This is a genomic window from Arthrobacter sp. LAR12-1-1.1 (genome assembly GCF_040676555.1).
Classification (GTDB): Bacteria; Actinomycetota; Actinomycetes; order Actinomycetales; family Micrococcaceae; genus Arthrobacter.
Genome location: NZ_JBEGIG010000001.1, coordinates 650,021 through 673,166 on the forward strand (window position 1 = coordinate 650,021; position 23,146 = coordinate 673,166).

29 protein-coding genes are annotated in these 23,146 nt (G+C 64.9%); 12 read left to right on the plus strand and 17 right to left on the minus strand.

Going from position 1 to position 23,146, the window contains the following annotated elements:
* Positions 1–77 precede the first annotated feature (77 nt).
* Entirely contained in the window at positions 78–485 is a 408-nt protein-coding gene (locus tag MRBLAR12_RS02950) for a hypothetical protein (protein WP_364743424.1), read from the plus strand.
* A 57-nt stretch (positions 486–542) separates the two neighbouring features.
* Positions 543–1,433: a CDP-alcohol phosphatidyltransferase family protein gene (locus MRBLAR12_RS02955; protein ID WP_229992166.1), complete on the plus strand. Its 891-nt coding sequence runs from the start codon at positions 543–545 to the stop codon at positions 1,431–1,433.
* Here the strand turns inward: MRBLAR12_RS02955 and MRBLAR12_RS02960 are convergent.
* Together MRBLAR12_RS02960 and MRBLAR12_RS02965 are read right to left on the minus strand one after the other, a co-directional pair.
* Positions 1,430–2,947, minus strand: coding sequence for an FAD-dependent oxidoreductase (locus MRBLAR12_RS02960; RefSeq protein WP_364743427.1), 1,518 nt, complete (start codon positions 2,945–2,947; stop codon positions 1,430–1,432). The genes MRBLAR12_RS02955 and MRBLAR12_RS02960 overlap by 4 nt on opposite strands.
* 27 nt (positions 2,948–2,974) lie before the next feature.
* Entirely contained in the window at positions 2,975–4,414 is a 1,440-nt protein-coding gene (locus MRBLAR12_RS02965; protein WP_229992168.1) for a DUF2252 domain-containing protein, read from the minus strand.
* Between the two features lie 324 nt (positions 4,415–4,738).
* Between MRBLAR12_RS02965 and MRBLAR12_RS02970 the strand changes: the two genes are divergently transcribed.
* Together MRBLAR12_RS02970 and MRBLAR12_RS02975 are read left to right on the plus strand one after the other, a co-directional pair.
* Positions 4,739–5,095, plus strand: a complete 357-nt coding sequence (locus MRBLAR12_RS02970; protein ID WP_229992169.1) for a carboxymuconolactone decarboxylase family protein — start codon at positions 4,739–4,741, stop codon at positions 5,093–5,095.
* A 166-nt stretch (positions 5,096–5,261) separates the two neighbouring features.
* Positions 5,262–5,840, plus strand: coding sequence for a TMEM175 family protein (locus tag MRBLAR12_RS02975; protein WP_229992170.1), 579 nt, complete (start codon positions 5,262–5,264; stop codon positions 5,838–5,840).
* A gap of 30 nt (positions 5,841–5,870) precedes the next feature.
* Here MRBLAR12_RS02975 and MRBLAR12_RS02980 read toward each other — a convergent pair whose 3' ends face one another.
* The 3 genes from MRBLAR12_RS02980 to MRBLAR12_RS02990 form a co-directional block, all read right to left on the minus strand.
* Positions 5,871–6,218, minus strand: a complete 348-nt coding sequence (locus MRBLAR12_RS02980; RefSeq protein WP_364743432.1) for a GNAT family N-acetyltransferase — start codon at positions 6,216–6,218, stop codon at positions 5,871–5,873.
* A gap of 74 nt (positions 6,219–6,292) precedes the next feature.
* Positions 6,293–7,297 (minus strand): pirin family protein, encoded by a 1,005-nt coding sequence (locus tag MRBLAR12_RS02985; RefSeq protein WP_364743435.1) that lies wholly within the window; start codon positions 7,295–7,297, stop codon positions 6,293–6,295.
* 70 nt (positions 7,298–7,367) lie between these two features.
* Positions 7,368–8,651, minus strand: coding sequence for an SAM-dependent methyltransferase (locus tag MRBLAR12_RS02990; protein ID WP_229992173.1), 1,284 nt, complete (start codon positions 8,649–8,651; stop codon positions 7,368–7,370).
* Positions 8,652–8,844: 193 nt separating this feature from the next.
* Here MRBLAR12_RS02990 and MRBLAR12_RS02995 point away from each other — a divergent pair, with 193 nt between their 5' ends.
* Positions 8,845–9,189, plus strand: coding sequence for a hypothetical protein (locus MRBLAR12_RS02995; RefSeq protein ID WP_229992174.1), 345 nt, complete (start codon positions 8,845–8,847; stop codon positions 9,187–9,189).
* 163 nt (positions 9,190–9,352) lie between these two features.
* Entirely contained in the window at positions 9,353–9,667 is a 315-nt protein-coding gene (locus MRBLAR12_RS03000; protein ID WP_229992175.1) for a hypothetical protein, read from the plus strand.
* Here MRBLAR12_RS03000 and MRBLAR12_RS03005 read toward each other — a convergent pair.
* Positions 9,657–9,794 carry a hypothetical protein gene (locus tag MRBLAR12_RS03005; protein ID WP_229992176.1) on the minus strand — a complete coding sequence of 46 codons (138 nt, stop codon included), beginning with the start codon at positions 9,792–9,794 and terminating at the stop codon, positions 9,657–9,659. The genes MRBLAR12_RS03000 and MRBLAR12_RS03005 overlap by 11 nt on opposite strands.
* 46 nt (positions 9,795–9,840) lie before the next feature.
* Positions 9,841–10,443 carry an AAA family ATPase gene (locus tag MRBLAR12_RS03010; RefSeq protein WP_229992177.1) on the minus strand — a complete coding sequence of 201 codons (603 nt, stop codon included), beginning with the start codon at positions 10,441–10,443 and terminating at the stop codon, positions 9,841–9,843.
* A gap of 587 nt (positions 10,444–11,030) precedes the next feature.
* Between MRBLAR12_RS03010 and MRBLAR12_RS03015 the strand changes: the two genes are divergently transcribed.
* Positions 11,031–11,489 carry a T6SS immunity protein Tdi1 domain-containing protein gene (locus MRBLAR12_RS03015; protein ID WP_229992178.1) on the plus strand — a complete coding sequence of 153 codons (459 nt, stop codon included), beginning with the start codon at positions 11,031–11,033 and terminating at the stop codon, positions 11,487–11,489.
* Positions 11,490–11,604: 115 nt separating this feature from the next.
* Here the strand turns inward: MRBLAR12_RS03015 and MRBLAR12_RS03020 are convergent, their stop codons facing one another.
* The 6 genes from MRBLAR12_RS03020 to MRBLAR12_RS03045 all read right to left on the minus strand — a co-directional run bounded on the left by MRBLAR12_RS03020 (position 11,605) and on the right by MRBLAR12_RS03045 (position 16,069).
* Positions 11,605–12,399 (minus strand): HAMP domain-containing protein, encoded by a 795-nt coding sequence (locus tag MRBLAR12_RS03020; protein ID WP_229992179.1) that lies wholly within the window; start codon positions 12,397–12,399, stop codon positions 11,605–11,607.
* Complete coding sequence (locus MRBLAR12_RS03025) at positions 12,383–12,667, minus strand: hypothetical protein (RefSeq protein ID WP_229992180.1); 285 nt, start codon at positions 12,665–12,667, stop codon at positions 12,383–12,385. The genes MRBLAR12_RS03020 and MRBLAR12_RS03025 overlap by 17 nt, the downstream gene beginning before the upstream one ends.
* A complete protein-coding gene (locus MRBLAR12_RS03030; protein ID WP_364743442.1) occupies positions 12,664–13,188 on the minus strand; it encodes a response regulator transcription factor in 525 nt (174 codons plus the stop codon). Before MRBLAR12_RS03030 ends, MRBLAR12_RS03025 begins: the two co-directional genes overlap by 4 nt.
* Before the next feature lie 106 nt (positions 13,189–13,294).
* Positions 13,295–13,987 carry a DUF998 domain-containing protein gene (locus MRBLAR12_RS03035; protein ID WP_229992183.1) on the minus strand — a complete coding sequence of 231 codons (693 nt, stop codon included), beginning with the start codon at positions 13,985–13,987 and terminating at the stop codon, positions 13,295–13,297.
* Between the two features lie 116 nt (positions 13,988–14,103).
* Entirely contained in the window at positions 14,104–14,517 is a 414-nt protein-coding gene (locus tag MRBLAR12_RS03040) for a MarR family transcriptional regulator (RefSeq protein WP_364743757.1), read from the minus strand.
* Positions 14,518–14,632: 115 nt separating this feature from the next.
* Positions 14,633–16,069: an MFS transporter gene (locus MRBLAR12_RS03045; RefSeq protein ID WP_229992184.1), complete on the minus strand. Its 1,437-nt coding sequence runs from the start codon at positions 16,067–16,069 to the stop codon at positions 14,633–14,635.
* Positions 16,070–16,383: 314 nt separating this feature from the next.
* Between MRBLAR12_RS03045 and MRBLAR12_RS03050 the strand changes: the two genes are divergently transcribed.
* The 5 genes from MRBLAR12_RS03050 (at position 16,384) to MRBLAR12_RS03070 (ending at position 19,699) form a co-directional block, all read left to right on the plus strand.
* Positions 16,384–17,079: a hypothetical protein gene (locus MRBLAR12_RS03050; RefSeq protein WP_364743445.1), complete on the plus strand. Its 696-nt coding sequence runs from the start codon at positions 16,384–16,386 to the stop codon at positions 17,077–17,079.
* A 90-nt stretch (positions 17,080–17,169) separates the two neighbouring features.
* On the plus strand, positions 17,170–17,763 hold the full coding sequence (locus MRBLAR12_RS03055) for a sulfite oxidase-like oxidoreductase (RefSeq protein WP_229992186.1): 594 nt from the start codon (positions 17,170–17,172) through the stop codon (positions 17,761–17,763).
* Between the two features lie 10 nt (positions 17,764–17,773).
* Positions 17,774–18,511, plus strand: coding sequence for a ferredoxin reductase (locus tag MRBLAR12_RS03060; RefSeq protein WP_229992187.1), 738 nt, complete (start codon positions 17,774–17,776; stop codon positions 18,509–18,511).
* Positions 18,508–18,855: a DUF6510 family protein gene (locus MRBLAR12_RS03065; protein WP_229992188.1), complete on the plus strand. Its 348-nt coding sequence runs from the start codon at positions 18,508–18,510 to the stop codon at positions 18,853–18,855. Before MRBLAR12_RS03060 ends, MRBLAR12_RS03065 begins: the two co-directional genes overlap by 4 nt.
* Positions 18,856–19,066: 211 nt before the next feature.
* Complete coding sequence (locus tag MRBLAR12_RS03070) at positions 19,067–19,699, plus strand: CG0192-related protein (RefSeq protein ID WP_229992189.1); 633 nt, start codon at positions 19,067–19,069, stop codon at positions 19,697–19,699.
* Positions 19,700–19,711: 12 nt separating this feature from the next.
* On the opposite strand, the gene MRBLAR12_RS03075 is transcribed toward MRBLAR12_RS03070, so the two are convergent.
* The 4 genes from MRBLAR12_RS03075 to MRBLAR12_RS03090 all read right to left on the minus strand — a co-directional run bounded on the left by MRBLAR12_RS03075 (position 19,712) and on the right by MRBLAR12_RS03090 (position 22,858).
* Positions 19,712–20,833 carry a YihY/virulence factor BrkB family protein gene (locus MRBLAR12_RS03075; protein ID WP_414645456.1) on the minus strand — a complete coding sequence of 374 codons (1,122 nt, stop codon included), beginning with the start codon at positions 20,831–20,833 and terminating at the stop codon, positions 19,712–19,714.
* 118 nt (positions 20,834–20,951) lie between these two features.
* Positions 20,952–21,548 (minus strand): DUF3618 domain-containing protein, encoded by a 597-nt coding sequence (locus MRBLAR12_RS03080; protein WP_229992191.1) that lies wholly within the window; start codon positions 21,546–21,548, stop codon positions 20,952–20,954.
* 18 nt (positions 21,549–21,566) lie between these two features.
* Entirely contained in the window at positions 21,567–21,980 is a 414-nt protein-coding gene (locus MRBLAR12_RS03085) for a phage holin family protein (RefSeq protein WP_229992192.1), read from the minus strand.
* Positions 21,977–22,858 (minus strand): hypothetical protein, encoded by an 882-nt coding sequence (locus MRBLAR12_RS03090; RefSeq protein WP_229992193.1) that lies wholly within the window; start codon positions 22,856–22,858, stop codon positions 21,977–21,979. The genes MRBLAR12_RS03085 and MRBLAR12_RS03090 overlap by 4 nt, the downstream gene beginning before the upstream one ends.
* Between the last annotated feature and the right edge of the window lie 288 nt (positions 22,859–23,146).

Consider the following 23,146-nt stretch of genomic DNA (forward strand, 5'->3'; position numbering starts at 1 on the left):
TCCGGGCATGCACGGGGTGTTGATCGTCAATGAGCGCCCAAAGCCCCGAACAGTCAGTGCGAGTCTATGGATCCGGCATGACGTTGCGCGTCCTCACGGCCGCCGCCTTGTTCATTGACGCCGCCGTCCACATCCATCTGGCCCCGGGCTACCAGGCGGGGAACCCCGCGGGTATCGGCCAAGGCAATCTTTTCCTGCTGGAATCGGCCGCGGCTGTGCTGTCCGGGTTGTACGTATTGCTGCGCGGCAGCAGGGCCGCCTACGCCGTCGCGTTCGTCGTTGCGTTCAGTGCCTTTGCCGCAGTGGTGGCGTACCGCTACGTGAATATCCCCGCGTTCGGGCCATTTCCGGCCATGTACGAGCCCATCTGGTTTTTCGAGAAGTCCCTCAGCGCCGTCGCCGAAGGCGCCGGAGCCGTTCTGGCCGCCGTCGGCTTCGCCCGGGCCGGGCGGCGCACGCCGCGGCGCACCACGTCCCCGCAGTAAGCAAGCCGGTACAGCAGACTTGCTAGCATGTGGGCGGGGTGGTTCAGGCTGAAGCCGATGACACAGGGCACGCGACAAAAGGGTACGACGTCTACAGGCACGGCCTCCACTGGCCCGCCTTCAGTCCCGCTGACAGTCTCGTCGACAGGCACTGAGTCCGATGCCGCAGGGCAGTCTGGCCTGGCATCAGCGGCCGCCCGCCGTGCCGTTGCGGATGCCGGGACCGCTGTCGCCGCCTATCTTGTGGCCTGGGCCTCGCTCGGCTCGACAGTCCTCACTGGCCCGGCTCCCTGGTTCCTGGCTCTGGCGGCGGGCGCAGCGGTGATCGTAAGGGCAGCTGGCTCCGTTCTGCGGCGGACACCCCGGTTTTCCACCCCCGCGGACCGCGTTACCCTGGCCAGGGCCGCCATCGTGGCGTGCTGCGCCGCAGAGACTGTGGTTGGCTTCATGGCCGGAGCCGCGGCAAGCTCTCTGGTGGTTCTCCTGGGCACGGCAGCGTTCCTGCTCGATGCCGTGGATGGCCGGGTAGCACGGTGGACGGGGTCAGCGACGGCCGAGGGTTCACGGCTGGACTCGGACACGGACGCCGCGCTTGTTCTAGTGCTGTCCTGCGCGGCGGCGGGAACGTTCGGCCTGTGGCCCCTGGGCATCGGGCTGATGTACTACGCGTTCCTCGCAGCAGCCTGGTTCCGGCCGTCCCTGAAGAATCCGCTGCCGTCCAGCACCGTACGCAGGATCATCGGAGCCACCCAGCCCGCGGCCCTGTTGTTCGCCCTGTTGCCCGGCGTCCCTCCGGCCCTGGGAGCCATGGTCCTGGGCGCCGCGCTTGGGCTGCTGGCCTTTTCATTCGGGCGGGACGTCGTCGAGCTGGAACGGCTCCGCCGGGCGGCCCTCAACGCGGCGGCCAGCTCCCCCGCCTCATGCGCCGACACCCCGGCGGGCACTTAACGCGGTGCGGGTCTCGGCGCCAGGTTCACCGCCGCAGGGCCCTGTATGACTGCGCCGTCCGCGGCAAACCGCGAGCCGTGACAGGGGCAGTCCCAGGTCGAGTCGTCCGCGTTGAACGCGACAGTGCAGCCCAGATGCGTGCAAATGGCCGAGACGGCGAGGAGCTCCCCGGCAGGGCCGGCGTAGACGGCGGTCATTTCGCCGTCGATCTCCACTACGGCACCTTCGCCCGGACGCAGCCCGGCGACGGTCGGTTGTTCCGGTTGCTGGGGTTGAGGTTGGTCCGGCTGCGATTGGTCCGGGTGGCCGCTCTTCCCGACGGCCTGGCCGGTCGCCGGAATGCGGTTGGTGTCGAAGACCGCCGCCCAGGGGTTGTGCCGCCCCGTGAGCGTGTCGGCCAGGACCAGCGCCGCGGCGGTGCCGTTGGTCAGGCCCCACTTGCGCAGCCCGGTGATCACATGAACGTGCGCCGCCGTCGGGGTCAAAGTCCCGGCATAGGGCAACCCGTCGACGGGCATGGTGTCCTGCGTGGACCAGCGGAAGCTGGTCTCCCTGGTTCCGAGGCGCTCACGGGAGAATACCGCGAGGCGGCGGTACCGGACGGCAGCATCGGCGGTCTCGGCGGCCCGGTGGCCCTCGCCGCCGGTGAGAACGTAACGGGAACCGTCGACGTCGATCGCCAGGATTGAGCGCATCGGCTCGTCGACACTGATGAAGGTCCCGTCCAGGGGCGCCGCAGGTGCCAGGCAGGCAACGATGTACGAGCGGTGCAGGTAGCAGCGCTCGGCAAAGAGACCTCCGTCGCCGACGGGGACGTTGGTGGCAATGATCACCTCGCGTGCCCGGACCGTGCCGCGCCCGGTCTCGACGACGGCGGGCACACCATCGCGCACCGAGGTGACGCGCGAGTCCTCGAGCACGTGGCTTCCGCCCCCGTCCACTGCGCGGGCGAGGCCCTGCAGGTACTTGACCGCGTGAAGCTGCGCCTGGCCGTCGAACCGGACTGCGCCCCGGACAGCGAACGGCAGCGGCGTGTCAGAGGTAAAGACTGAAGGAAGGCCGAGCCGTGCGGCCAGGGCGGCCTCGTCGCGGACGCGGGTGAGTGCGTCGTCGGATTCTGCGTAGGTGTAGTTGGACACCCTGCGGAAGTTGCAGTCGATGCCCTCCTCTGCCACGACGCGCGCAATGTGCTCGATGGCGGCCTGGTTTGCCTGCCCGTACCTGCCTGCGACGTCGGGTCCATGCAGGTCAGCAAGTTCGGTGTAGACCAGCCGGTGCAGGGAGGTGACCTTCCCGGTGGTGTGCCCCGTGACGCCGGTGCCAATGCGCGCGGCCTCGAGGACCGCGACGGTGTGGCCGGCACGTTTGAGGGCCAGCGCCGCAGTCAGCCCGGCGATCCCTCCCCCAACTACGGCCACGTCGACCTCGAGATCCGAGTCCAGGCAGGGATAGCCAGTGCCGCCGGCCGTGGCGACCCAGAGCGAAACCTGTCGTCCTTCGAGCCGTTCACCCACGGCGGTGCCTCCCCTGAACTTCCGGAATCAGAGGCCCTCGACTGCTTCCAGCCGGCCGGAACGAACCGCGTCGGCGAACGCCTGGTAGTCCTTTTCGTTCTGGTCCGCGTACCGCTCGGAGAAGTCGGTGATCGACACGTCGAATTTGTCGCTCTTGCCGAGGTAGGCGGCGATTGCGATCGGGTCCCCGGACCGGGCGTGGGCACGGGCGAGGGTCCACCCGCATGCGTTGGCATAGAAATTCATGCCGAGCGGTTTCATGCCTTCCACAATGGCTGAGCCCTTCATGTCACGCAGTTGGCGCCAATACAGGTACCGGTTGTCCTGCACGCCCTTGGTCCACCCCAGGAAGATGTCACTCGCGGCCTGCATCATCCGCTGGCCCTGCACCACTCGCTCGCCCGGCTGCTTGAACCTGCTCTTCGGCAAGTGGTCCTCGAGCACCGACCTTGTGGCCTCCTTGACCTGGAGGAACAGCGGATCCTGCTCATCCCGGCCCTGGAGCAAGGCGATGAACGCCCGCGTGCCGACACTGCCGACGCCCACCACCTTGCGGGCGACATCGATGACTTCGAAGCGCTCCAGCAAGATACGTCGGTCGTCTGGCAGGGTCGCCCGGTAGGAACGGAGCTGCTCACGAACCGCCTTCTGAATCCCATCCGCAGACATGCCGAATGATTCACCCAGCTCCCGTGCGGGAATGACGATCGGCGGCTGGCTGACGATCCGGTACTCCCCGTCCACCCGCTCGGCGAGCTTGGAGAGTGCCTGCAGGCTGTCGCGGGTGTGGGCCTTGGCGACGTTCTGTTTCGCCACCTTTTCCATCCCGTGGGCTGCCTTCTTGAGGGCCTTGCCCTTTTGAGTTGCGACGGCCAGCTCGAGGGTTTCCATTAGCTGTTCCTCGGACAGGCGGGCGTACCAGATGTCCAGGGTGCCCATCTGCGCGAACTCTGCCATCGCCTCCCGGTACGCCCGTACGGCAGCGAGGGTGACATCATGCGTCTCTTCCTTGGTGTACTCGTTGTTGCGGGCCGCGATAGTGAAGCTCGCCGCCATCCGTTTGACGTCGTACTCGAAGGGGCCGGGCAGTGTCTCGTCGAAATCGTTGAGGTCGAACAGCAGGGTTCGCTCAGGAGATGCGAAGACACCGAAGTTGGACAGATGGGCGTCCCCGCACAGTTGGGACACCAGGCCGGCCCTGGGAGTGTCTTTCAGATCGGTTGCCATGATCTTGGCTGCGCCCCGGTAAAACGTGAACGGTGAGACCAGCATCCGGCCGTGACGCACCGGCACGAGGTCCTGTTCCCGGGTGAGGTTCTGTTCCTCGAGCAGCGCGACCGGATCGGGCCGGTCGGAAGCAGGCTTCCACCCGGTGTGGCTGGAGACGGGCGTCTTTTCCCGGCGGCCCTTGCCCTTCGCAGCACGTTCCTCGACGCTCGGATGCTTGACTTTTTTGGTCTCGGCCATGATCGGCGACCTCCCTATTAGGTCCGGAACCGCCACCGGCACTGCTTGCCTGGGTCAGTCCCCGCCGAGCGCGCCAATGCGCCTCGGCTCAAGCTACTGCGATTCTGGCCCCGAACCGGCCCATCGTCAACGCACCGCCGAACGAGCCTGCAGCGCAGGCACAAAAACACGATCTGTTCTTGTGCCAGGCGGCTTACCATCGATTCATGCTGTTCGGGTGATGCCACCCCGGGTCGTGGCGGGTTACGTTCATGACGAGTCGGGCCGATCCGCTCACGTCGCGTCAGTCGGCGCACACCCCCGCTAACAGTTGGAGAAATGATCATGGCCGAACAAGATACCCCCGTCCTCGACGCCCTCGCCGACATCACTGCCGTCTCGCTCGAACGCTCCACGCTCGAGCCTCGCGAGTTGATGCTGGCCCGGATCGCGGTACTCGTCGCCGTCGAAGCCCCTGCCGCCTCATACCTCCTCAACGCCGGCACGGCGGTGGACGTCGGCATCACGGCGGAGGATGTCCAAGGAATCCTCATCGCCGTTGCGCCCATTGTCGGCACCCCCCGTGTTGTGGCGGCGGCCGGCAACATCGCCGCTGCGCTCGGCTTCGCGATAGCAGTAGCCGAGGCTGAGCTCGAAGCCGAGCTAGAGGCAGCCGAGGCCGACGCCCAGCCCAAGGACTGACCCGCCAGGTGGTGATAGCCGCCGTAATGTCTGACTCTGGCTGCCTCCCGGCGTAGACTCCTCGCAAACAAGCGGACTGGCGTGCCGGCCCCCGCACTGCGCGCTCGCCGGCGTCGCTGGTCCCTGCGACGCATCGGTCACGATGCCCGGATCCAGGGGTGCCACTGTGAATAAGAACCGTCTGGAGGCCTTCAGCGACGGCGTGCTGGCCATCATCATTACCATCATGGTGCTGGAGCTTCATGTCCCGGCGGAACCCACATGGTCGGCGTTGCTCCACGAGCTTCCAACGGTGCTGAGTTATCTGCTGAGCTTTGTGTATGTGGGGATCTACTGGAACAACCACCACCACATGCTGCATTTGGCCGGGCGGATCAACGGTGGAGTTCTCTGGGCAAATCTGCACCTGCTGTTCTGGCTCTCCCTCATCCCGTTTACCACCCGATGGATGAACGACGCCGGCCTGGCACAGGTCCCCGTCCTGGTCTACGGACTGAATCTGCTGTTCGCGGCCATTGCCTACTACATCCTAAAAACGGCGCTGATCAGCCAGCAGGGACGCGGTGGTGCCCTGGATCAGGCCATGGGACAGGACTGGAAAGGCAAGGGATCGCCTCTCTTGTACATCGTGGGGATGGGGCTGACCTTTGTGAATCCGCTCCTGGGGATCGCCGCTTACACGGTGGTCGCCGCGATCTGGCTGATCCCTGACCGGCGTGTGGAGCGGTTTGTCGCGCACACGTGAGTCTCAAGGCGCACGTGAGTCTCGAGGCGGCTACTGCCGGACGCGTTGGGCCAGCGAGGCGCTCAGGAACCGCAGATGCGCCGGGGTGGGCCGTACCACGTTCGCCGCGTAGCCGGAGTGCTTGCCAAGGTACTTCTTGATGTAGGGACACACAGGAACGATCGTGAGGCCCGCGGCGACAGTTTCATCGAGTGCCTGTGCGGCCAGCATCCCGGCCAGCCCGCGGCCGCCATATTCCTCGTTGACCTCCGTGTGGTACAAGATCCGCTGGTCTGCCGCGATGTCATCCACGTAAGCGGCCTGTCCGATCAGTGCGTCGGCGTCGAACACTTCGAAGCGGCTGCGTTCCGGGTTGTGTCGGATCGTGATCGTGGTCAATATGGTCTCCTTGAGCGGGGCGGATTGGCCCGGCAGGCGGGCTTGTGGATGCAGGACTTGCCGGTGTGGACAGTTCAGCCGCGTGGCCGGATGCGGGCATTCGGCAGGGCCGGAGCCGGGAGAGCCGCAGCCTGCCCGGGCGGAAACGGGCCGAACCGCAGGTCCGTGCCTGCCCCCGCGGCCGAGGCTGGGCCAGAACCGTCCGGGGCACCGATTTCCGCCTGCCATTGGTCCCGGAACGCGACGATCTCGTCGTGGCTGCGTCCGACGAAGTTCCACCACATCACGATCTTTTCGCCCAGCGGCTCGCCGCCGATCAGGAGGACACGGGCACCGTCACTGCCCGCGGCCAGGGTCAGGGACGCATGACCGGCCGGAAGGTACGCCAGGTGGTCCTTGGCGACGGCGTGTCCGTTCAGGACAAGGTTGCCCGAGTCCACCAGGAGGCCATGTTCAAAGGACACGTCGGATTCGAGGGTCAGTTCCGCCCCTGCCTCGAGCAGGATCTCCGCGCCCAGCAGGGGCGTGTGTGTTGCGACTGGCGAGGCGGACCCGGCGAGCGTGCCCAGGAAGACGCGCATGGTCCAGCCGATTCCGGTGACCGGTTCGGGGCGATAGTGCTCGAACGTGGGTGCCATGTGGCGTGCGGCGTCCGGGAGCGCCACCCACAGCTGCGCGCCGTGCAGGACCGCTGTGTCGGGGGTGGAAAATTCCGAGTGGCTGATGCCGGCGCCAGCGGTCATGAGGTTCACTTCGCCCGGGCGCACCGTTGCGTGGAAGCCTGCCGAGTCCCGGTGTTCAATCTCCCCCGTGAACAGCCAGCTGACGGTCTGCAGCCCGGTGTGCGGGTGGCGCGGGACCTGCATGCCGCCGGAATCGCTGACCGGGTCCGGGCCATAGTGGTCCAGGAAGCACCAGGCGCCGATCAGACTGCGCTGGCGCTGCGGCAGGGTGCGCCGCACGTCCATCGCGCGTGGGCCGCCCAACGGGACCTGCCGCGGAACCAGTATCTCGACGCCGACGCATGTCATGTCTGTTTCACAGAGGATTTCCTGCGGCGCAACTTCGGTATTGCTCATGATGACAGCCTAGCTTCGCACGGTCCGCAGGTCAGCCGCCATGACATGCCCGGCGCCTGGCCGCTCGGCTTCAGATCCACGCGGAGCGGCGCAACGGGGGTTCATCACCGCCCGGGCGCTGGACCAGGATCTGGTTCACGCCGGTGAGGCCGGCCTCGAAGCCAAGGGCGCTCGCGGCCATGTAGAGCCGCCAGATCCGGGCCCGTCCCGCGCCCGCGGAGCGGACGGCCTCGTCCCAGTGCTCCTCCAGGTTCCGCACCCAGGCCCGGAGCGTCAGGGCATAGTGGCGCCGCAACGCCTCAACGTCCAGGACTTCCAGGCTTGCTGATTCGAGCGCCTCGACCATGTCCGAAAGGCTGAGCATCTCGCCGTCGGGGAAGACATAGCGGGGAATGAACGAGTCCGGGTCCGGTGATGTAGGTCCGGCGTTCCAGGAGATCGCGTGGTTGAGCAGCCGGCCGCCCGGGCGGAGCAGCCGGTGCAGCCGGGACGAATAGTGCTCGATCTGTTCGCGCCCTACGTGCTCTGACATGCCGATGGAGCTGATCGCGTCGAACGGCCCGTCGTCCACATCGCGGTAGTCCTGCACCCGGATGTCCACCCGCTCCGTCAGCCCGGCGTCCGCGGCCCTTTTGCGGGCCAGTGCCGCCTGCTCGACTGAGAGCGTGACGCCGACGACGTCGGCCCCGAAGTGTTGGGCGGCGTGCAGCGCGAAGCTGCCCCAGCCGCACCCCACATCCAGCACGCGCATACCCGGCTTGAGGCCCAGCTTGCGGCAGACCAGGTCGAGCTTGGCGGCCTGGGCGGCTTCAAGCCCGGCTTCGTCCGATTCCCAGACGGCGCAGGAGTAAACCATGGACAGGCCCAGGACGAGCGCGTAGAAGTCGTTCCCGACGTCGTAGTGGTGTGAGATGGCCGCGGCGTCGCGCCCCTTGGAGTGACGCCTGCCGTACCGGCCCACGCGGGCTTCCTCCGGCGGTGGTGCCGGGTTGGGCCCGAGCGCGCCGAGACGGACGGCAGCCTTGAGCAGCGCGAACCCTTCGCGGGGAGACGGCGGCCGGAACGGTCCGGGCTCGGCGAATTTTCCGGCCGAGCTGAGGGCGGCGAAGGCGGCGAAGATGTCGCCGGGTGCGTCGATTTCACCGGCCACATAGGCACGGCTCAGTCCGAGCTGCCCGGGGGACCACAGCATCCGGCGAAGTGCCCTCCGGGATCGGAATACGACAAGGGGAGCATTTTCCGGGCCGGCTTCCGAGCCGTCCCACGCCCTCAGCCTCAGGGGAATCCCGTCGGTGCCAAGGATGATCGCCAGTGCGTCGGCCAGCCGTGAAGCCGCATTCGTGGATGTCCCCATGTCCAGTGCCTCGATTCTCGTGACTCGTCTCCAATGCCGTGGTCTGCGCCCGGCAGTTCCAAACATAAGGGCGGAACATGGCCCTCAACCAGAGCTTAGGTCCCCATTCCTTGCCCACCGCGCTTTTCCCATCGTGGCGGGGCGGCCCTGCCGGCTCTGGCGCTTGGGGATGCGGTTGCCTATGGTGGGTCCTATGTCTGAGTCTTTCTCGTCCCTCGTGGACACGTTCAAGAATGTGGGTGTTTCCCGGGCGTACGGCCCCGCCATGAACATCGCAGGGGAAGAGGTCATCCCCGTCGCGGTGGTTACTTTCGGCTTCGGCGGAGGCAGCAGCACCGAAGACGCCCAGACCGGCGGGGGAAGTGGCGGCGGGGGCGGCGGCTTCGTCTTACCCCTGGGTGTCTATGCCAAGAGCCCGGCCGGCCAGATGACTTTCCGGCCCAACACCGTGGTGGTGCTTGCGGCGCTGGCCCCGTTGGTGTGCGCCGTCGGCATTTCGATCCGCGGCATTCTTCGCGCCGTCCGCTCCCGCCGGTAGCACCGTGGCCTAAAGGCCAAGGATTCCCCAAGCCGGGCAGTGCATCGTTTGGTTTGGGCAGCCTGGGTCTCGGGCAGCTCTGTGGACGGGCGTCGGATGGACATGATCGGCCATGAACTTATTCAGAACTGCATGCGCAGCTTCCTTGGGCGGGGCACTCCTCATGACAGGATGCGCTGCACCTGTCGCCACGCCGGGACCGACGACCACAGTGACGGCGACTCCCCCGCCATCGGTGGTGGTCTTCGATCCGCAGACCAGCGGCAAGGTTCTGGCCGAGCGGATCAAGGCCCGCGCCAAACCCAAGGAGCCCGGCATCACGATCTCTGATGTGGAGTGCAAGAACTTCCCGAACATAAAGGTGAACACGCATACGGACTGCCAGATGGTGGTCAACGGGGTCAAACGGGGGTATCGGGCCACGTTCACCCAGCGTGACGGTCACTACGAAATCAAGGCCCAGGAACTCACCTGGTAGCAGGCGGGGCGTACGACATGACGGGTTCCCGGTCGTCGTCTGCTTCCACCCAGGCCGCGAAGTCCTTCAGTGACATGAAGCAGTAGTAATCGCAGTAGCGCAGGTTCTTCTTCTCCGACTTGCTCATGCCGGTTATTCGATGCGGGCGCCGTCATGGATGGGATGACTACGGTCTAGGGGGCCTGGGCCAGCCGCTCGCCTTGGCTCTTGCCGGCGTCGGCGATGGCGATGGCCAGTTCGGAGAACACTTCCTCCGGTGTACCGGACGCAGCCAGTTCGGTGAAGTGCGCGTATTCGGGCATCGATCGGTAGGCGGCCCTCAACGAGTGGAGCTCACCGAGCGTTTCCATGTCCGTGCCGCGCGCCAACACTCTTTGATGCGCCTGTTCAGGGTCGATCACGAGGTGGACCACCACGTCAGGCTTTGGAAACTTCGTCAGAAGGAAGGGAAGCAGCCGGCCACGGGGAAGGCCCCGCGCCTGGCGTAGCGCAAGCTGGCAGTGCAAGTGGCGGTCCATGATGACCAGGCCCGGATGCCTGTGCGCCCTGGCGTGGGAAACCACCACATTCGCCGTGCGGATCGCTGTCTCTACGGCATCGGCCAGCCGCGGGTGAAGTTGTATGCCGAACTGTGCGCTCAGCAGTGACATCCTGCGCCGGCCTGCGTAGTTTCTAAGCAGCAGCGCCTTCTTGCCCGCCCGCCGTTCGGCGGCAACCGTTGCCTGTGCGGCGGTGGTTTTCCCCGATCCGTCAATTCCCGTCAAGACAATCAGCAATCCGGCTCCTTCTGGTGGTGGCGGTGTTCGTGCCCGGGTGAGGCACCCGGTGCCTTTCCCGATGACAGGGCGGCGTCGAGGGTAAAGGCGGACGGTCGTGTGAAAAGTCCAAGGCCCGGGACGTAGCGGGCTCCTGGGTGCGCCGCAGCCTCCGCTTACTACTACCAACGGTAGAGGCCGCTAAATCGTCCCCGACGGGCAATACGGGTCCGGATCGTCGGCCCTTTCTCGGGTTGATCCCAGCTGATCATCGGCGAGTAGCTGCAGAATTTGTGGCAGGTCAGCTTTGGTCGCGTGCCGGAGGCTGAAGGTTTCAGAGCCGACGCCGGCAGTCATTAAAGCGGGGACAGCGGAGGAACGGGAGGTCATGACCCCAGCATTCCATGAAGGTCCAGGGGCTTGCGACTAATGCTCTCTGTGGTGCCAGTCCCGCCGCAGGGATTCAAACAGTTCCTCCTAGCACACCGATGGAGCGGCCAACTGTTGGGTGTAGTGCTGCCTGTCCCAGGGCTCCGATCACCCTGGCGGCGCGGCTTTTTGTGAGCGGGTTCCGTCGCAGCTCGCAGCACCTCCGCTAGAGTCGCCACATGGAGCCCATCCGTCGATTCTCATCTGCCCTTTACTCGGCTGCCCTCGAGCCGTGGTCGTTTCTCGACCTCGCTGGCAAAAGTCCGCTCTTCGCATCACCCTTTGGCGACGTCTTTTTCCAGGCAGACAACGGCTTCTGGTTCCTTGATGTGCTTGCGGGTGAACTGCGTCATCAATGGTCGAACCAGGATGAGCTGAACGCCGAACTGAAATCTCGTTCAGGGCAGGATGAGTACTTGATGATCACTTTGGCCGGCCAAGCTGAGAGCTCCGGTCTGCAACCGGGCGAGTGTGAGGTTTACAGCTTCCGCGTCCCGCCCGTGCTGGGAGGTTCGACCGACGTCAGTAATATCGAAGTCAGTGACTTCGTCGTGGCTTTGGACATCGCCGGACAAATCCACAAACAAGTTCTGATGCTCCCGCCAGGCACACCCATAAGCGGCATCTCTCTGTCCTAACTATTGGCCTCGTCCAACCGGGATTTGGGCTGTCCGCTCGGTCAGCCTTGCCGACACACCGAGAGCGACGTCCTCCGCCGAAGGTGCCCCTTTGTGTCTGGGATGCGCCGGTGATCTAGGCTGATCTGAATTTCACGCAGGCATCCAGACCGGTGGCTCCCATTGCCGTCTCGGAAGTTCTGGGCGTCAGCGAGGCCTCGGCGCCGCTGGCCCGGGCCAGTTGGTGCACGATGGACAGGCCGAGGCCGCTGCCCTCGCCGCTCTGCGTGCCGCGCCAGAAGCGGCTAAAGGCCCGCTGCAAACGGTCCGTCTCGTCAAGGGAGGCAGCCACCATGCGTCGGCCCGCTTCCGGGTCGATGGGGATCGTGTCGACAGCATTCTCGAGCCTCAGCCGCAGCCCCGTCAGGGGGGTACGGAGTTGATGGGAGGCATCGGAGGCAAATCCCCGTTGTTGCTCGAGCAGGTCTTTCAGCCGGTCCGCCATCCGGTTGAAGGAACCGGCGAGGGCTTTGAGCTCGGGCGCACCTCCTTCGTCGGTACGGGTGTCCAGATTGCCATCGGCGAGTAGCTCTGTGGCGGTCCGAAGCCTCTGGAGTCTTCTGGTTACGGCGCCCGCCAAGAAGTATGCCAGGATGCCGGCGAGCAATACCGTGGTGCCGGCGACGGTCCAGATGGTAGGCAGCTGGCCGTTTACCTTCTCGGTCACCACCGACGCAGGGAACGTCGGCCGCACGACGCCGGAGATCGTCTCACCGCTGAGGACAGGGACGGCGACGTAGAGCAGATCGAGGCCCAATGTCTGGGAATACCGCTGGCCGGCGTTGATCTGTCCGGTCAGCGCCGCGGCTATTTCCGGGTGTGAGCTGTAGGTTGATCCGGTGGCCGCCTGATCGTCATCGGAGGTCGCCAAGGCCGTCCCGCCCGGCGTCGATAATCACCACACGGGCGCCGCCCGCCTCCCCGTATCGCCGCACGTCAGCGGCTACTTCCGCGGGTAGGGGGCCGCCAGCTCTTAACGCGTCGCCGGCCCGGCCGGCAAGCAGAAATGCGTCGCGTTCAAGGGAGGTGGTGAGGCGCTCACGTTCACCGCGGACCAGATAGTTCCCCAGCGGAATGTCCTGCACCAGGACCACGAGCAACGTGATGAACATGAACGCGCCGATCAGCCTCCATCTCATCCAGGCACTCCCAGCCTGAACCCGACGCCCCGGACGGCCTCGATCCAGCGTGGATCACCGAGCTTCTTGCGGATCCCGGCTATGTGGGCATCCACGGTTTTCGTGGTGCCGTACCAGTCGCCGTCCCACACAGCGCGAAGGATTTCGCGACGCTCGAACACCGCACCAGGCTCGGCTGCAAGGAAGTACAGGAGTTCGAACTCTTTTGCCGTCAGAGAGACCTCCACTCCGTCGAGGACCACGCGACGGGACCGCTGGTCAATGCTCAGGCCGCCGATTGTCCTGCTGATGTCCGTCTCGGGACGGCCGTCCGGGAGCCGCTCTTCGGAGCGGCGGGCCACTGCCCGGATCCTGGCGATGAGTTCCCGCATGCCGAAAGGCTTGACCAGATAGTCGTCGGCGCCCAGTTCCAACGCCAGCACCCGGTCGATCTCTTCATCCCGTGCACTGACAACGATGATCGGGGCCCGAGCCTGGCGACGACAAGCGCTCAGGCAACGATGACTGAAGCCATATCCCACAGCCGGGGCCGGGCTGCCGTCAGTCTGAAGTGGACGGCCTGTCGAACCCAGCGCATCATGCAGTCCGAGAGACCCCTGACCGCACCAGTCAGGCCGAGGCCCGGTACTACAGCGGCGCTTGTTGGCTGGGTGCCCCGTCCCGATAGATGTGGCGCAACCGGGACGCGACAGCGAAAATCCAGGCCATCACCGTCACCAGAATGACGCGCTGCACCAGGCCCTTCCACTCGAACAAACCGCTGTCGGGCTGCTGGCTTAACTTGAGCAGGCCAATCCCGAGAGTCAGGACAACGCCGGCGGCCAGTGTCCACCCCGCCATGGGGCGCCAGGACCGGTCGCCACGGAAGCGCCGGTAGAAAACGAAACAACTAACCGGCGCTAGCGTGAAGAAGAGCGCCCCGAAGATTCTATGCACGACACCCTGCGCGGTGGCCTGGCTGAACATCGCCGACGGATCGGTGGTGAACAGTCCTGACACCATCAGGCTGACTCCCATGCACTCCACCAGCACCGGCCCGGCCCGGGAAGCAGCCCCGGTGCTGAAGTGGGCGGCGAGGCCGCGACCGAACACCACCACCAAGGCACCGGTCAGCACGAAGTTGAGCATCTGGACCCAGCCGTAGGGCCCAAGCGACAGTTCGCTGACGAACATGGAGTTCGGCGTGTAGCCCGGGCACAGCCACCCGTAGACGGTGAAAACGGAGACAAAAAGGACTGCCCCCACCATCCCCGCCACAGCGGCCAGTCCGACGCGCCGGCGTCGGACCGCTGCGTGGCCCTGGACAGAACTCGAGATCACAAGCTGAAGCCTAGTGCGTCAAGGCGGAGACCTCGACGCCCACATGGTTACTGACCTCCCCGACGGCTGCGGCGCCGGGGAGGAATGAGCGTGCGCGGAGGCACACCCAACCGCTCCTATCGCGAGGCGAGCCGGTCCGCGTTGTTGCTCATGCGTTCGAGGACGCTGACAGCCATGGCATACTCATCCGCTCCGATGCCTGCCGTGAGCTCACGGCGGGCAGCTTCCACCAGCCCGGTTGCCTCCGAATGCAGAGCGGAGCCGGCCTCGGTCAGGGCGAGGCGACCATCCAGCAGGAGCACCAGCCCCCGCCGAACCAACGCGGCCAGGTCCCGCTCCTGCCCTCCGCCGCCGTCCGCTGCGTTGAAAGGCCGCAGGATATCCCGCATTTCCGCCGGCGTGACGGGGGCGGAGCCCAACGTGTTGAGGACCTGCCACTGCCTTCTGGACAGATGGACACCGGCCAGCGTGGAATCGAGCTGTGCCTGCAGCGACGCATCCAGGCGCCGGACCCAGTAGCCAATGGGCATGTTCACCTTGCCATCGTCGCAGGAGCCTCATGCCCGGGCAAGGTCGCGGGCGGAGCCCGACTCCGGATTTCAGGGCTTCATCCCCGCTAGGGTCGCCTCGTGGTTGAAGTTCCCCCTATGGGCCAGGTCTGAAAATCCGTTGGCTCCGCGTGCTGTGCGTTGGGGCTCCCTGCCCTGTCCGGCCTGCCGGCCCCTTGCGCGGGTTTTGGATACCGACGGCGGAAACAATGCCCCCGAGGATGAGCAGCACGGCCGTCACGGTCACTATCCGGTGAAATCCGTCGAGATCAAGTTTGCCGCCCACGACGAGGCCTACCAGCGCGATGCCGATCAGACCGGCAACTCTGCTGACAGAGTTATTCACTGCCGAGCCGATGCCGGCCTGCTGTTCCGAAACCGAACCGAGAATGGCGGCAGTGAGCGGTGCGACGGTCGCCGAGAGCCCGACTGCGAACAGGAGGATCCCAGGCATCAGCTGGGTCCAATAGTTCACCGGGATTTCAGACGCGAGCATCAAGAGGTAGCCAGCTCCGGCGAGAGCCGGTCCGAATGCCATGAACCACCGCGGGCCGAACCGCCCGGCCAGTGAGCCAAACCATGACGCCAGGAGGATGTTGACGATGCTGACGGGAAGCAAAGCCAGAGCAGCCACCGTCGCCGGAAACCCGGCAACCTGCTGCAGGAAAAGCACGATGATGAATCCCCCGATCGACAGCGCAGCGTAGACGAAGGCCGTCGCCACATTGCCGACGGCAAAGTTTCGGACGGAGAAGAGGCTGAGCGGCAGGAGCGGCCGCTGTGCGGTCTGTTCCCGCCAAATGAACCCGGCGAGGCACAGGATGCCGAGGACGAAGGGCATCAGAATGAGCGGGCTCCCCCATCCATAGTTGCCTTGTTCGATCAGCGCGTAGACCGGCCCCGCCAGCCCGAGCACGCAGAGTACGGCGCCCGGGTAGTCGATGCGCACCCCCTCCTTGCGAACATCCCTGGCCCGCAGCTCGCCCAACAGATGCAGGGTCACAGCAATGGGCAGGACGTTGATTCCGAAGACCCAACGCCAGCCCACCGAATCGACGAGCACCCCGCCGAGCAGGGGGCCCGCGATGAAAGCCACGGTTGTACCAGCCGTCCACTGGCCGATCGCCTTCGCCCGGGGGGCCTCGTCGAAGTTGGACGTGATCAGGGCCAGGGAACTGGGCACCAGCAAGGCGCCCGCGACGCCTTGGAGCGCCCTGGCCAAGACCAGCACGTCCGCTGTGGGTGCCAGTGCACACATCACTGACGTGGTGCCGAACCCGATGAGGCCTGCCCGGAGAACCACGACGCGTCCGAGCAAATCAGAGAGCGAGCCGGCGACCAGGATGAGTGAACCCAGGGTGATCAGGTAGGCATCGACTACCCATTGCTGCGTTGTTAGTCCGCCGCCCAGTTCACGGGAAATGGCGGGCAGCGCTACGTTGATGACGCTGCTGTCGAGGAACGACACGAAGGACGCGAGAATCGCGATCCACAGCACGAGCCTCTGCGTACGCGTCGACGGTAGGGAACTCACTCTCCCAGTTAACACCCGCGGTTGCCGGACCCAAGCCGGGACACACTCACGCAAGGCAGTACCAGACGACGGCGGCTGTTGGGTCGGTACCCGGCCCGCGCCCCGAGCTGGTGATCGTTCGATGAACATTGGATGTCCTTCAGCTTCCGGCTGTCGCCGGGGACCTAAAATGGGGGGCGGGAGTCTCCGCCTCAACGATCGAACCGGCCAACCCTGGTAACCCCAAGGGACGAAACCACAGCAGAATGCGCCCAGGCTCGCGTGGCCACGCGAAGCATCAACGATGGAGAGCTGCGATGTCGTTTGAGGATGGGATGAATAGGACGCAAGCGGAGGTGGCCCGAGCGGATGTCGCCGGCAGAGCCGCCAAAGAGTCCGTCCCGGGCATCTATGAGTCGGCCCGCCGCGCCGCCGCGGACCGGATGGAACGCATCCTGGGACATGCCAGCACGCGGCTGCTCAAGCGATCCGTGCCGACCAGTCTTGCCGCCGTCACCACAGGCACCGATTGGAGCACATGGCATTTCGTGGCCCAGTCCCTTGGCTGGCCCCTGGAAAACGAGGACGACGGCGCTGCCTTCCTGACTGTCGACGGCCGCATCTGCTTTTACCGCCAGTCCACGACCTTCGGCGGGGACGAATTCCTAAGCGTCGACACCGTTCTGAGCACGTTCGAAGGCGGCAGCGACACGAAAAGGCTGGTCAGCCCCAAAGGCCTGGTCCCGGCGTCGGGACGTGTGATCTCGCTGCCGGCCCGCAAACCGGGCAAGGAGCCGGCCTGGATGACCTCCCCCCAGCGCCTTGTCGAATTCAGCGGCAACCACGCCATCGCCCGCTGGCCCCGGACCGCTTTGGACAACCTGGTGAACACTGACTTTGACCGCAAGGGCAAGGCGTGGATCACCTACTCCCGCTGGGACCACCACCAGAGCATTCCGCTGAAGGAGTGGGTCACCGCGACCACCGCTGGACTCCTCGCCCCCGGATCCCCCGCTAGCAAGGAGGCCTAAGGGGCAAGGTCTGGTCTCGGTCCCGCCATTGCCATATCGTTGGGGCACCGATAAGAGTCGACCGGCGGAACTCCGCATCGGAGGTACAAGATGGGAATCATCTCGTCTGGTTTTCATGGAAAACGGCGCACCGGCAATCCAGCGTTACCACCCGGCCAATACGAGACAGCAAGCTTTCCCGTGCTGACGGCAGGCCCTGCACCCTATATCGCCAACGCTGACTGGGAGTTCTTCATTAGAACGGAGACGGGGCAGCGCCGTGCTTGGTCCTGGGAGGAGTTCTTGGCGCTGCCCCAGGTTGATATCCAGACCGATATTCATTGTGTGACCAGCTGGTCCAAGCTGGGTACCTCGTGGCGCGGGGTGTCCCTGGACACCTTGTTCGAGGACGTGGAAACAACATCCGAGTTCACTACAGCTCACTCCTATGGCGGCTATACCACCAATGTCCCGTTGCAGGACCTGCTGGACGGCCAGGCATGGGTGGCCTGGGAATTCGGCGGTGAGCCATTGGAACGGGCCCACGGCGGCCCTGCCCGCCTGCTGGTGCCCCACTTGTACTTTTGGAAGAGCGCGAAATGGATCAATGGCATCGAGCTGATGCCGCACGATGTTGCCGGCTTCTGGGAATCTAACGGGTACCACATCAACGGCGACCCGTGGCGCGAGGAGCGCTACTCATGAGGCAGGACGCATGAGCACCTTGTGGCGCGTCGCCGAGGTGGTCAGCGGCGTTCCCGAAACGGAATCGTCCAGAACCATCGGGCTGCGCGTGGACGGTCTGAACGGCAACCTTGCCGGCCAGCACATCGATATCCGGCTCACGGCGGACGACGGCTACACGGCGGTACGGTCCTACTCCGTGGCCACCGCCGGCATGGACGAAATCCTGGAGATCACGGTCGACGAATTGGCCAACGGGGAGGTCTCCCCTTATCTGGTCAGAGACCTGATGGTTGGAGACCAGTTGGAGATCCGGGGCCCCGTCGGCGGCTGGTTCGTCTGGCGTCCGACCGACCCGAACCCGGTTCAGCTGATCGCCGGCGGATCCGGCATCGTGCCGCTCATGTCCATGATCCGCGCGCACGAGGCATCCGAGAATCCTTCACAGTTCCGGTTGCTGTACTCGCTCAAATCGCCCGAAACAGGGTTCTATCGGGAGGAGCTGCTCACCTTGGGCCAGGAATCCCCCAAGCTGACCGTCGACCATTTCTATACACGCAAAGTTCCGGCGGGCTGGCCAAGCGCCCCGAAGCGACTCACCGCTGAAACACTGCTGGCAAACATCCTGCCCGCGGACGCTGCCCCCGACATTTTCATCTGTGGTCAGACGATGTTTGTCGAAACGGCCACAGAGTGGATGGTGCAGGCGGGCTATCCGACCGGCTCGATCAAAACCGAACGCTTCGGCGGAACGGGAGGAATACGGTGACTGGCAACAACGGCTCCGCTTCCCCGGGTGCTGAGGACCCGCGCTTCGAGGACCCGGACATCGCCGGAACCGCGGGCAATCCAGTACCACACCTTGACGGGAACGCGGCAGCAGGACCGTTATGGGAATTGTTCCGCATTGACATCATTGCAGCGATCGGTCGGTGCAAGAACTGTGGCGCGGTCAGGGTCTTCGGGGAAGCAGCGGTCTACGCCGACGCCCCGGGAATAGTTGTGCGCTGCAGTTCCTGCGGGGGCGTCCTGCTGCGTCTCGTAGAGACTCCGACCAAATTCTGGCTCGATGTCAGTGGACTCAGCTACCTTCAGATCGACCGGGAGGGCTAGGCACGGGTCTGGTATCCGCACTCCTGCCGTGCTCAAGACTGCAGGACGCGGGCTCCAAGGATAGTTCATGCAGTTACCTCACGAATCAGCACCAGTCAGTCGCCAACAATTTGAAGGCGACGACCTGGCACAGCCACCAAGACGACCGGATGAAGATCGAGTATGGGCTCATTCTGCCGGAACTCCCGGGGCTGCGGTTAGGCTTGCAGACATGGCGATCATCCACCAGGCAGAATTGCAGCCGACGAAACTTGAACTTCTCGAAAAGTGGCTGCCCAGCCAGCCGTGGTTCAAGGAGCCCGGCACGGCAGGGTTGCGCAAAGTGGGTTCCTATCGGTTCGACGACCCCGCCGGCGAGGTCGGCATAGAAACGATCATCGTGTCTGTGGGCAGCTCCACCGTTCAAGTTCCTCTCACGTACAGGGCCCAGCCCCTGGCCGGCGCGGAACCATGGCTGGTCGGAACGATGCAGCATTCGGTTCTCGGAACGAGGTGGGTTTACGATGCCTGCGCCGATCCCATCTACGTGGCGGCATTGGCGGCGAGCATCATGCTGGGCCGGCCGCAAGCTGAGCAATACCTCCAAAAAGGGGGGAAACAAGAACGCCTGGCCCAATCGGTCTTCGTGCAAACCACCGGACCGAAACTCGATGCAGTTCCTGAGGTCTCTTCGGCCACACCGTGCGACACCGACGCCGGCACGGTAGTCGAGTCTGCCGGCCTCCACTTGCTCGTTATCCGGCGGCTGGACCTTAACGGGCAACCCGCCGGCCGGCTCACGCTGACCGGCAGCTGGGAAGGACAAAAGGACAACGTCAAACTCGCCGTCATAAGCGAAGCCTGACACTTTCGTGAGCTAGGTGCGGTCCACTCCATCGTTCTCTCCGGGATGGTTTCTGCCTTCCGGCTGTTCATGGCCGTTCCCGTGCTGTTCCCGCAGCTCCCGCCCGCGGCGGATGTCTTCTTCCTCGCGGGCCTGGAGCTTGTCGCTCTGTTTCGTGTCCCGTGGTGGCAGCTGAATGGTCTCTTCGGCCTCGATGCCGGCCTGGAGCTGCCGTCCACGCTCCATCTCGGCGTCGAACTCGGCACCGAACAGCAGAGACATGTTCAGGATCCAGAGCCACAGCAGCGAGATGATGACGCCGCCGATCGCACCATAGGTCTTCTCGTAGCTGTTGAAGTTGGCCACGTAGAAGGCGAAGGCCAGGGACGCAAGCAGGAAAATCACCAAGGCGATTGCGGATCCCAGGCTCATCCAGCGGAACTTGGGCTGCTTTACGTTCGGGGTGGCGTAGTAGAGGATGGCGATCGCGAGGATCACGAGCAAGAAGATCACGGGCCACTTGAGAATATTCCACGCCGTCAGGACGGCCCCGCCGAGGCCGATCGCGTTGCCGACGGCCTCGGCCACCGGCCCGCTCAGCACGAGCATTGCTGAGAGCACGAGGACGATCAGAACGGTGGCAATCGTGACGCCCAGCATCGTGCCCCGAAGTTTAATAAAGGGCCGGCCCTCGTCGATTTCGTAGATCCTGTTCATTGCCCGGCCAAACGCACCGACGTAGCCGGACGCGGACCAGAGGGCGGTGAGGATGCCGATAACCAGGGTGAGTCCGGCAGCGGAGGAGCTGCTGAGTTGCTCGACCGGCTGGCGGATCGCGTCCACCGTGTCACCGGGCGCGAATCCCTGGACGATCTCCAGAAGGGCGGATGTGGTCTTCTCGGCCTGCCCGAAAATGCCCAGCAAAGACACCAGGGCCAACAGCGCCGGGAAAATGGAGAGCACCGAGTAGTAGGTCAGGGCTGCGGCGAGATCCGGGCACTGGTCCTTCGTGAATTCACGCAGGGTCTTCTTGGCGATGTACTTCCAGGAGGGCTTGGTGACGTCGGCGGGGCTGTCCGGTTTGCGGGAGTCGTCCGGAGCGGGCGCAGTACGGGCCTTGGCAGTGCTGCTCTCGTCCGTTTCGGCGTCGGTCATGGAGTCATTTTCTGCCTTGGCAGGGTTCTTGGCCATGGAAAATCCTTCTTGGGGTTAAGCGAAGTGGCCGGCCGCCCAGCGCATCAGCGAGGGCAGCCGGCCGAATTCAGATGTGGCCTCAGGCCTGCTGAACGTTGCCCTTGGCTTCTGCGGTCCGATCCTTCACGTCCGCCACAGCCGTCTGACCGTCCGCCTTGAGATGATCGGTGGCGTCCGCGGCAGTGGCCTTGACGTTCTCCATGGCTTCCTGGGCGGGTTCCTTGAGTCCCTCGGCCACGTGCTTGGCGGCGTCCGTCAGTTCCGTCGTGAGTGGCTCGGCGGCGGACTTGAGGGCATCAGCAGCTTCACGCTCCTTCTGGCTGGCCGGGATCAGGGAGGACACCAGCAGTCCGGCGCCAAAGGCGATCAGCCCGGCAGCCAGCGGGTTCCCCTGGGTCTTGGCCTTCAGCTGTGTCGGCGCGGCCGCGACTGCGGAACCCGCGTCACTCACGTGCGCGCCCGCGCTTCCGGTGGCGGAGTGGACGTGGTCGGCGGTGTGGTCGGCGGCTCCCATGACTTTCTCCTTCACTCCGAAGACGGCATCTTTGACTCTGTCGGTTTGCCGCTGGACGATGTGCGACGGCGTGACCTTGTCAGCGACGGCATCCACGTTTGTGCCCAGGCGGGCGCGGGTTGCTTCAATATCTGCTCGGATGACATCCGGATTTTCACTCATCGTGTTTCCTCGCTGGATCTAAGAGTTGGGTTTAAGTGTCGGCGGGATTTCCTGCAGGGTCTCGGCGGTCCTCGGCATGCCCTTGATCGCGTTAAGTTCCTTGCGGCCCATGGTTGCCAGGACGGCGGCGGCAATTGCCCAGATGACTGCGACAACAACACCGGACCAACCCAGCCCCATCAGGTTCCCCAGCGCCCACCAGAGCGCCAAAGACAGGAACAGGAGCACAAAGTGGCCCGCGACGCCGGCGCCGGCCAGCATGCCGGTGCCTTTGCCGGCCCGGGTGGCGGACTGCTTGAGTTCGACCTTGGCTAGTTCCACTTCCTGCCGCATCAGGGTGGACATGTCCCGGGTGACTTCACCCAGCAGGTCACCTAGGGAAGACGTTTCCGCCTTCGCGTGGGCGGCGGTGGGAGGCATTTCGCTGCTCATCGACGGCCGCCGTCGAAGGGGTCATCGCGGAACGGATCAGCCGACCGAAGGGGCTCGCCGACCATGGGCTCTGTGGCCCTGCGGCCCGGCCCGGCGTCATGGAGTGGATCGGCAGTGCCCAACTCGGAGTCCAGGGGATTCGGAGGGTAGGTGTCCGCGAAGCCCGCCGTCGTGGTTTGCGGAGCCGGCATCTGCACCGGCGGCGGCGGAACCGCTACGCCGGTATCGGGGATCCGGCCGGCGGCGGACGTTCCGGTAGCGGTGGTGCCCGTGGTTTCGGGGGCTCCGGCGCTCAGGCTGCGGCTGAGACGCCCGGCCAGTACACCGGCTCCGGCCGCGAGCAGGAGGAACGTGCCCGGGCGCTGGCGTGCAAAGGTTTTGACCTCGGTCAGCAGCGAACCCGGATCCCGGTCATCGAGCCATGACGCAACAGCGGCGGACCGCTCGGCGGCTTGGCGGACGACGTCGGTGGCCACGCCCGGCTGCTCGGAAGCAGCAGCCATGGAATGCAGTTCGCCAGCGACGGCTCTGAGGCCTTCGGCAACCTTCTGCTGCTGGGTTCCGGCCTGCTCAGTGAGATCTGACTTGGCCTGGTGCAGCAGGTCCCGGGCATTGGTCTTGACCTCGGCGGCGACGTGGACTGCTTCCGTCTTGGCCGTCTCGGCGACGTTTTGGGCCGCATCTGTTGCGTGGCGCTTTACGTCCGCCGCTTCTTCCCTCGCTGTCTCCTGTTTTGAGACAGCACGTTCCGTACCGTGAGCGGGCACCACGCCAACTTGAGGGGGCGCCACGCCATCTTGAGGGGGCACCACGCCATCGCCGGTGTACTGGTCCGTGGATGCTTGGGGTGTTGCCTGGGCCCATGGGTTCTGTGTCATCGTTGCTCTCTTTCAGGAGGGGTCCGCGTGGGATCGTGATCGTGTCTAGCGGTACCGGATGAAATTAGTAAGCACGGTTACTAACTAGATAGTAAGCACACTTCCTATGCTGATCGCAAGGCCTTGCCGAATTTCAAACGGGGGCTTATCGCGAAAAGCGCGCAGAGTGCGGTCTTGTGCGTGAAAGTAGTAAGCATACTTGCCAAATAGATGCACGGCGTGCTTACTGTGGAGGTGGACGCCGGCTTAGTTGGCGCCGTCCCTGACACCGCGATTTCGTCGCCACCC